Source organism: Roseateles sp. (assembly GCF_031397715.1).
Taxonomy (GTDB): domain Bacteria; phylum Pseudomonadota; class Gammaproteobacteria; order Burkholderiales; family Burkholderiaceae_C; genus Paucibacter_A.
In genome coordinates this window covers 1-7,651 of the sequence record NZ_JANNMI010000038.1, presented here as the reverse complement: position 1 = coordinate 7,651, position 7,651 = coordinate 1, and the positions used below count along the sequence as shown (strand labels likewise).

9 protein-coding genes and 1 pseudogene are annotated in these 7,651 nt (G+C 65.8%); 3 read left to right on the top strand and 7 right to left on the bottom strand.

What is annotated here, in order from left to right; genetic code table 11:
• From RMO57_RS01840 to mltG, 5 genes and pseudogenes are all read right to left on the bottom strand, one after another.
• Window positions 1-108 (bottom strand): annotated as a pseudogene (locus RMO57_RS01840) (DNAase); the annotation flags it as partial.
• Window positions 109-118: 10 nt separating this feature from the next.
• Window positions 119-505, bottom strand: coding sequence for a PilZ domain-containing protein (locus RMO57_RS01835; protein ID WP_310383682.1), 387 nt, complete (start codon window positions 503-505; stop codon window positions 119-121).
• Window positions 506-555: 50 nt separating this feature from the next.
• Complete coding sequence (locus tag RMO57_RS01830; RefSeq protein ID WP_310383681.1) at window positions 556-1,605, bottom strand: DNA polymerase III subunit delta'; 1,050 nt, start codon at window positions 1,603-1,605, stop codon at window positions 556-558.
• Entirely contained in the window at window positions 1,599-2,216 is a 618-nt protein-coding gene (gene tmk, locus RMO57_RS01825; protein ID WP_414896361.1) for a dTMP kinase, read from the bottom strand. Before tmk ends, RMO57_RS01830 begins: the two co-directional genes overlap by 7 nt.
• Window positions 2,207-3,208: an endolytic transglycosylase MltG gene (gene mltG / locus RMO57_RS01820; RefSeq protein WP_310383678.1), complete on the bottom strand. Its 1,002-nt coding sequence runs from the start codon at window positions 3,206-3,208 to the stop codon at window positions 2,207-2,209. The genes tmk and mltG overlap by 10 nt, the downstream gene beginning before the upstream one ends.
• A gap of 53 nt (window positions 3,209-3,261) precedes the next feature.
• Here mltG and RMO57_RS01815 point away from each other — a divergent pair, with 53 nt between their 5' ends.
• Both RMO57_RS01815 and RMO57_RS01810 read left to right on the top strand, forming a co-directional pair.
• The gene (locus RMO57_RS01815; protein WP_310383677.1) at window positions 3,262-4,200 is read left to right on the top strand and encodes a folate-binding protein; all 939 of its coding nucleotides are present in this window, start codon (window positions 3,262-3,264) and stop codon (window positions 4,198-4,200) included.
• A complete protein-coding gene (locus RMO57_RS01810) occupies window positions 4,197-4,460 on the top strand; it encodes a DUF4936 family protein (RefSeq protein ID WP_310383675.1) in 264 nt (87 codons plus the stop codon). Before RMO57_RS01815 ends, RMO57_RS01810 begins: the two co-directional genes overlap by 4 nt.
• A 2-nt stretch (window positions 4,461-4,462) precedes the next feature.
• Here the strand turns inward: RMO57_RS01810 and RMO57_RS01805 are convergent, their stop codons facing one another.
• Complete coding sequence (locus RMO57_RS01805; protein WP_310383685.1) at window positions 4,463-5,368, bottom strand: alpha/beta hydrolase; 906 nt, start codon at window positions 5,366-5,368, stop codon at window positions 4,463-4,465.
• Between the two features lie 90 nt (window positions 5,369-5,458).
• On the opposite strand from RMO57_RS01805, the gene RMO57_RS01800 reads away from it, so the two are divergent.
• Complete coding sequence (locus tag RMO57_RS01800) at window positions 5,459-6,607, top strand: iron-containing alcohol dehydrogenase (RefSeq protein ID WP_310383673.1); 1,149 nt, start codon at window positions 5,459-5,461, stop codon at window positions 6,605-6,607.
• A 75-nt stretch (window positions 6,608-6,682) separates the two neighbouring features.
• Here the strand turns inward: RMO57_RS01800 and aceA are convergent.
• A partial coding sequence (gene aceA / locus RMO57_RS01795; RefSeq protein ID WP_310383670.1) for an isocitrate lyase occupies window positions 6,683-7,651 on the bottom strand: 969 nt, incomplete at its 5' end.

The window sequence follows — 7,651 nt, the reverse complement described above, 5'->3', positions numbered from 1 at the left end:
GATGCAGACCGCTTGCTCGACCTGCGCAGCGGCCATGTCGGCCAAAATTTCTGGCAGGCGCGCGTGCAGTTCAGGAAAGCTCAGATGGCAGTGGGAGTCAATGAACATGGTGGTTGAATTAGATCGTCTGTGTCGGCTTGGAGGATGAGATCTGGGTGCCCAAAATCTCTTCGATCTTGTTCTTGACCAAACGGCTCTTTTCATCGGCAGGGAAGCGTACGCCTATGCCTTGGGTGCGGCCGCCGGAGGCATTCGCCGGCGTCAACCAGGCAATCTTGCCCGCCACCGGATAACGTTGATTGTCATCGGGCAAGGCCAGCAGCAGGTAGACATCCTCGCCGAGGCGATATTCCCGGTTGCTGGGCACAAACAACCCGCCGTCCGCGAACACCGGCATGTAGGCCGCGTACAACGCACCTTTTTCCTTGAAAGCCAGCTGAATCACGCTGGGCCGCGCCGCTGCGGTGGCCGGGGCGGCGATGGGTTTGGCGGGCTGATCGTTCATAGAGGCAGTGTAGCGAATGCCTCGCGTCGCTATCGAGCAAAAAGACGCCGTCACCCGCGCCTAGTCGTCGCCTCCAGCAGCGCCTGCCGGCCTTGGGCAAACAGCGACTCCATCAGCAAACCCGCATTCAAGGGGTGCTCGGCATGGCGAGCGGCGCGGCGCAGCGCGGCGTCCCAACCATGCAGGGGCGCGGCGAGGCTAGGCGTCGGCAGCGACTCGGCCGCAAAGTAGGTGGGCGCCGCGCCATGGCTGCGCCGCAGCAGGTCATGGCAGAGGCGCTGCAAGGCGTCGATCGCGCGCGGCAGCGGCCAGTCGACCAAGGCGGCGGCCTCACCGCGGGCCAGGCGCTGCGGCAGCTGTTGCCAAGCGTTGGCACGCAGGCCGGCCTCGAACCAATCGCGTGCTTCTTGCGGCCGGCCGCCGGCGGCCATCAACAAGACCTCGGGCCCAATCACGCCGCATTCGCTCAGCCATTGCAGCGACGGCTGCCGCGCCGGCAGGCCCAGCGGCAGCGGCTGGCAGCGGCTGCGAATGGTCGGCAACAGGCCCTCGGGCGAATTGCTGGCCAGAACGAAACGCAGCAGTCCGCCGGGCTCCTCCAAGGTCTTCAGCAAGGCATTCGCGGCCACATGGTTCAAGGCCTCGGCCGGGTAGACCACCACCACCTTGGCGCGGCCGCGCGCCGAGGTCACCTGGGTGAAATTGAGCATCGCGCGCACCGCATCGATCTTGATCTCGCGGCTGGGCTTGGTCTTGGAGGCTTTGCTTCCCCCGTCTATACCGTCCCGGCCGGTCTCGGCCTCCTGGGCCCAGCCCAGCGACTCACGCAAGGCATCCGGCAGCAGCAGCTGAAAGTCGGGATGGGTATGCGACTGGAATAGCAGGCAGCTCGCACAGTGCCCGCAGGCGGGGCGGGACCGCTGCTCAGACGCAGGATGCTGCTCGCACAACCAGGCTTGTGCCAGCAACAGCGCCAGATCAAACTGACCCACGCCGGCCGGTCCCTGCACCAGCAAAGCATGCGAGCGCGCCGTCGCCAGCGCTTGGCTCAAAGGCTGCACCAACCAAGGCAGCGACTGCTGCTGATTTGGCCCTACCACCCCCGTGCCTCCATCACGGCGACGATTTGTGCCGCCACCTCGGCCACCGACAAGCTGGCATCGATGCGCGCAAAGCGTTGCGGCGCGGCAGCCGCACGCGCCGCATAGCCGCCACGCACGCGTTCGAAAAACGCCAGATCCTGTTGCTCAAAGCGGTCGGCCTCGCGTGCCGCCGCGCGGCGCGCGGCCGCCATCTCGGCGGGCAGATCAAACCAGAGCGTCAGATCGGGCTGGCGGCCGTTTTGAACCCATTGCTCCAGCGTCGTCAGTACGCCCAGATCCATGCCGCGCCCAGCGCCCTGGTAGGCAAAGCTGGCGTCGGTGTAACGGTCACACAAGACGGTCTGGCCGGCGGCAAGAGCGGGCTCGATGACGCGCTGCAGATGGTCGCGCCGGCCGGCAAACACCAGCAAGGCCTCGGTCAAGCTGTCCATGCCGCTGTGCAGAAAGAGCCCGCGCAGCGTCTCCGCCAGTGCGGTACCGCCCGGCTCACGGGTATTGACGACGACCGCGCCGCGCGCCTTCAGGCGCTCGGTCAAGGCCGCGATATGGGTGGACTTGCCGGCCCCGTCTATGCCTTCAAAGGTGATGAATCGAGCTGTCACTTGGATCGGTTACCGCGCTGAAATTTATTGACGGCGCGATTATGCGCGGCCAGGTCGTCGCTGAACTCGCTCGACCCATCGCCGCGGGCCACGAAGTACAGCGCCCGGCTGGGCGCCGGATGCAGCGTCGCCAGCAGCGAGGCATTGCCGGGCATCGCGATCGGCGTCGGCGGCAGGCCGCCGCGGGTATAGGTATTGAACGGCGTGTCGGTCTGCAAATCGCGTTTGCGCAGATTGCCGTCAAAGGCCGGACCCAGGCCATAAATCACCGTCGGGTCGGTCTGCAAAGGCATGCCCAGACGCAATCGGTTGATGAAGACGGCGGCCACCAGGCCACGGTCGGCGGCAGCGCCCGTTTCCTTCTCGACGATGGAGGCCAGCACCAAGGCCTCGTCGGCGCTCTTCAAGGGCAGGCCCTCGCTGCGCCCGACCCAGGCGCTGTCCAGGCGCTTTTGCATGGCCTTGTGAGCGCGCTTCAAGACGGTCAAATCGCTGACACCGCGGCTATAGGCATAGGTGTCGGGGAAGAAACGACCTTCGGCGGCCTGCGCCGGTGCGCCCAGCGCCGCCATCAATTGCGCCTCGGTCATGGCTGCCGTGCTTTGCTTCAGGGCCGGTGCCTTGGCCAGCGCCGCGCGCACCTGTGCGAAGGTCCAGCCCTCGATGAGCCGCAACTGCTCCAGCACCTCGTCGCCGCGCACCATTTTGGCCAGCAGCTCGCGCGGCGTGACGCCCTGGTGAACCTCGTAGCTGCCGGCGCGTATCAGCCGAGCCTGGCCGGACCAGCGAAACCATTCATACAACAGTCGCTGATCGGTCTGCACGCCGGCATTGACCCAGGCCTGTGCCACCTCGCGCGGCGAGCTGCCGGCCTCGATCGACAGCTCGACCGAAGGGCTGGCCAGAGGCAATGGCGCCTGCAACCACCACCAAGCCGCACCGCCCACAGCCGCTGCCAGTAGCAGCAATGCCGCCAGCAATCTGCCTAAAAATTTCATCGTCAATGCCCTTGAACCCGCGCCCTGAATCGGGGGCTGATGATAATCGCGCCATGACTACACACAGCAACACCGATGGGGCGGCCCGCCTGAGCCAGTGGGGCGTGATACGCGCCCAGGGCGAGGACGCGGCCAAGTTCTTGCACAGCCAGCTGACTCAGGACTTTGCGCTGCTGGGCCTACAGGAGGCGCGGCTGGCGGGTTTTTGTTCGGCCAAGGGGCGCTTGCTGGCGACGCTGATTGGCTGGAAGACCAGTGACAACGAAGTGCTGCTGGCCCTGCCGGCTGAGCTGCTGCCGGCCATTTTGAAGCGGCTGACGATGTTTGTGATGCGGGCCAAATGCAAACTCAGCGACGCCAGCGCCGACGTGGCGCTTTGGGGTCTGAATGGCGAGGCCGCTGCCACGTGGCTGGGCGAGGCGGCGCCGGCGGCGCGCTGGGGCCGTGCCGAGATTTCGAATGCCACCGTGATCCGCCTGCCCGGCTTGGCGACTCAGCCGCGCTTTCTGCTGGCCCAAAGCGCCGACGCGCCCGCCCCGGCGCTGCCACCGCTCAGCGAGGCCGATTGGCAGGCCTTGGAGCTGCTCAGCGGCCAGCCCTGGGTGCTGAGCAGCACCAGCGAGCAGTTCGTACCGCAGATGCTGAACCTGGAGCTACTGGGCGGCGTCAACTTTCAAAAGGGCTGCTACCCCGGCCAGGAGGTGGTCGCGCGCATGCAGTACCGCGGCACGCTGAAACGCCGCACTTTTTTGTTCGAGCTGGATGTGCACGCGGATGTCAAGGCTCAGCCAGGTCAGGAGATTTTTCACAGCGAAGATCCCGGCCAACCGGCCGGCCTGGTCGCCAATGCAGCGCTGACGGACGGCCGTGGCCTCCTGCTGGCCGAGACCAAGATCGCCGCCCTGGCCTCGGGCAGCCTGCATTTGGGCGCGCCGGACGGCCCGCTCTTACGCCCGCTCGCCCTGCCCTATGAGCTGACGGAGCCGCAATGAGCGTTGAGATCTACGTCTACTACAAGGTGGCAGACGCGAATCTTGATGCGGCCTTGCTCGCCTTCGAGCAAGCCTTGGCAGGCTCCAACGGGCCGCGCCCGCGGCTGCTGCGCCGGCTAGAAAGCGAGGCCAGCCCGCAGACCTGGATGGAGATTCACGCCGGCGCGGACGCTCAGGCCGACGAGCAGCGGCTGGCCGTCGCCCTGACGCCTTACCTCAGCGGCGCCCGCCACGTCGAGCGCTTTGTGGCGCTGCGCTGAGCTTAAAAAAACGCCGCCTTGATCGCAGCGGCGCAGTCATCCAGCGCGGTCAAAGCCTCGGGGATGGCGCGACCCATCTTGATGAAGTCATGCGTAACGCCCCGGTACAGCTCCAACTGCACCTGGCCACCACTGGCGCGCAGCAGATCGGCATAGGCCAGCCCCTCATCGACCAGCGGATCGCATTCGGCCAGCAGCACGCAGGCAGGCGCCAGATCGCTGTGATCGGTCGCCTCCAGCGGCGCGAAACGCCAATCGCGGCGGTGATTGCGGGCAATGTAGTGGTTGAAGAACCAGTCAATCGAGGCCGCGTCGAGCAAGAAGCCGTTGGCGAACAGCTTGTGCGAGGCAGTGTCGGCGTGCGCCGTCGTGCCCGGCGTGATCAGCAGCTGCAGGGCCAGCTTGAGGCCGATATCGCGCGCATGCAGGGCGCAGACCGCCGCCAGCGTGCCGCCGGCACTGTCGCCGCCGACGGCGATGCGCGTGCCGTCCAGGCCCAAGCTGTCGGCGGTTAAAGCGAGCCAGGCCAGCACCGCCCAACAATCATCGACGGCGGCCGGGAACACATGCTCGGGTGCCAGCCGGTAGTTCAGGGCCAACACCGCCACGCCGCTGCGCAAGGCCAGTTGCCGGCACAGGCTGTCGTGCGTCTCCAGGCTGCCGATGGTGAAGCCGCCGCCGTGCAGATACAGGATCACCGGCAAGCGTTCAGCGTTGGGCGCATACAAACGCGCGGCCAGCGGCCCGCAAGCGCCCGGCACCTGCAAGTTCTCGACCCGGGCCAACGGTGCACGCGGCAGATCCAGAATCTCGGCCCCCATCAGATAGCCAATGCGCGCTTGTTTGGGGCTCAGGCTGTGAAAGGCTGGGCGGTTCGCACGGTGAATACGGCTCAGCACGCCGGCCATCTTGGGTGTCAACAAGGTGCTACTCAAACAGGACTCCAGAGCTTAGGCTTGACGCCAACCGCCGATTTTCTCATCACCCAAGGACTCCCGATGGCCCTGATCCAATATCTGACCCAGATCCAGTTCGATTTCGGCGCCGTCGCCCTGCTGCCGCAGATCTGCGAGCAGGCCGGTATCCACCGGCCCCTGGTCATCACCGATGCCGGCGTGCGCGCGGCCGGCGTGCTCGCGCGGGCGCTGGCGCCGTGGGGCGAGCAGGCACCGCCGGTGTTTGACCAGACCCCCGCCAACCCGACCGAGATCGCCGTGCGCTGGGCCGTCGCGTTATGCCGCCAGCACGCCTGTGACGGCCTGATCGCCATCGGCGGCGGCTCCAGCATGGATTTGGCCAAGGGCGTGGCGATTGCCGCCACCCATGCCGGGCCGTTGAAGAACTTTGCCACCATCGCGGGCGGCAGCGCCTTGATCACCGGCGCGGTGCTACCGGTGATTGCGGTGCCGACCACCGCCGGCACCGGCAGCGAGGTGGCGCGCGGCGCGATCCTGATCGTCGACGACGGCCGCAAACTCGGCTTTCACAACTGGGTGTTGTTGCCCAAGGCCGCCATCTGCGACCCCGAGTTGACGCTGAGCCTGCCGCCGGGTTTGACGGCGGCCACCGGCATGGACGCGATCGCGCACTGCATGGAGACGTTCATGTCGGACGCGGTCAACCCGCCGGCCGAGGCGATCGCGCTGGACGGCCTGCGCCGGGGCTGGGCCCATCTCGAGCGCGCCACCGTTGATGGCAGCGACCGCGAGGCGCGCTGGCAAATGATGAGCTGCAGCATGCAGGGCGCGCTGGCCTTTCAAAAAGGTCTGGGTTGCGTGCATTCGCTCAGCCATGCGCTCGGCGGCATCAATCCGCGCCTGCACCACGGCACGCTGAATGCGCTCTTTCTGCCGGCGGTGATCCGTTTCAATGCCAGTGCCCTCGGCATGCAGCGAGAACACAAGCTGGCGCGGATGGCGCAGGCGATGGGCTTGAATGGCGACGGCGGCAACGGTGTGGAGCTGGCGCACGCCATCAGCGCAATGAACGCCAGGCTGGGACTGCCGGCGGGACTGGCCGCCTTGGGAGTCAAGCCGGCTCAGTTCGACGCCGTCACAGAAGCCGCCCTGCTCGACCATTGCCACAAGACCAACCCGCGCTTGGCCAGTGCCGCTGACTATTCTGAAATGCTGCTGGCGTCGATGTAAGCAGGGGTCCGAGACCGCGCCTTTGAAAACAAAAAACCCGGCAAGCCGGGTTTTTCTCGTTCAAGAACCGCTCAATCAAGCATGCTTGGCATCGAAGAATTGCTCATCTTCGGTCGAGCCCTTCAGCGCGGCGGTGGAGGCATCGCGCTCAATCGTCGTGGTGACGGCGTCGAAGTAGCCGGTGCCGACTTCGCGCTGGTGCTTGACGGCGGTGAAGCCGCGCTCGGCCGCCGCGAATTCCTTCTCCTGCAGCTCGACAAAGGCGCTCATATTGTTGCGGGCATAGCCATAGGCCAACTCGAACATCGTGTGGTTCAGGCTGTGGAAGCCGGCCAGCGTGATGAACTGGAACTTGTAGCCCATCGCACCCAGCTCGCGCTGGAACTTGGCGATGGTCGCGTCGTCCAGGTTCTTCTTCCAGTTGAAGGAAGGCGAGCAGTTATAGGCCAGCAGCTTGCCGGGGAATTTGGCATGGATGGCGTCGGCGAACTGCTTGGCAAAAGCCAAGTCGGGCTTGCCGGTTTCGCACCAGATCATGTCGGCATAGGGCGCATAGGCCAGGCCACGGCTGATCGCCTGCTCGATACCGTTGTTGGTGCGGTAGAAACCTTCGATGGTGCGCTCGCCGGTGCAAAACGGCTTGTCGTTGGCGTCGATATCGCTGGTGACCAGGTCACCGGCTTCGGCGTCGGTGCGGGCCAGCAGCACGGTGGGCGTGCCCATCACGTCGGCGGCCAGACGGGCGGCGACCAACTTGGAGACCGCTTCACGCGTTGGCACCAAGACCTTGCCGCCCATATGGCCGCATTTCTTGGCCGCGGCCAATTGGTCCTCGAAGTGCACGCCGGCAGCGCCCGCTTCGATCATCGCCTTCATCAGCTCAAAGGCATTCAGCACGCCACCGAAACCGGCTTCGGCATCGGCCACGATGGGGGCGAAAAAGTCGATGTCGTTCTTGCCTTCTGACCATTGAATCTGGTCGGCGCGAGCAAACGTGGCATTGATCTTCTTGACCACCTTGGGCACCGAGTCGACCGAGTAGAG

Excerpts from the sequence above, each read along its gene's own strand:
- RMO57_RS01810 (WP_310383675.1), top strand. The coding sequence starts at position 4,197 with ATGAGCGTTGAGATCTACGTCTACTACAAGGTGGCAGACGCGAATCTT.
- mltG (WP_310383678.1), bottom strand. The coding sequence starts at position 3,208 with ATGAAATTTTTAGGCAGATTGCTGGCGGCATTGCTGCTACTGGCAGCG.
- RMO57_RS01805 (WP_310383685.1), bottom strand. The coding sequence starts at position 5,368 with ATGGCCGGCGTGCTGAGCCGTATTCACCGTGCGAACCGCCCAGCCTTT.
- RMO57_RS01835 (WP_310383682.1), bottom strand. The coding sequence starts at position 505 with ATGAACGATCAGCCCGCCAAACCCATCGCCGCCCCGGCCACCGCAGCG.
- RMO57_RS01800 (WP_310383673.1), top strand. The coding sequence starts at position 5,459 with ATGGCCCTGATCCAATATCTGACCCAGATCCAGTTCGATTTCGGCGCC.
- RMO57_RS01815 (WP_310383677.1), top strand. The coding sequence starts at position 3,262 with ATGACTACACACAGCAACACCGATGGGGCGGCCCGCCTGAGCCAGTGG.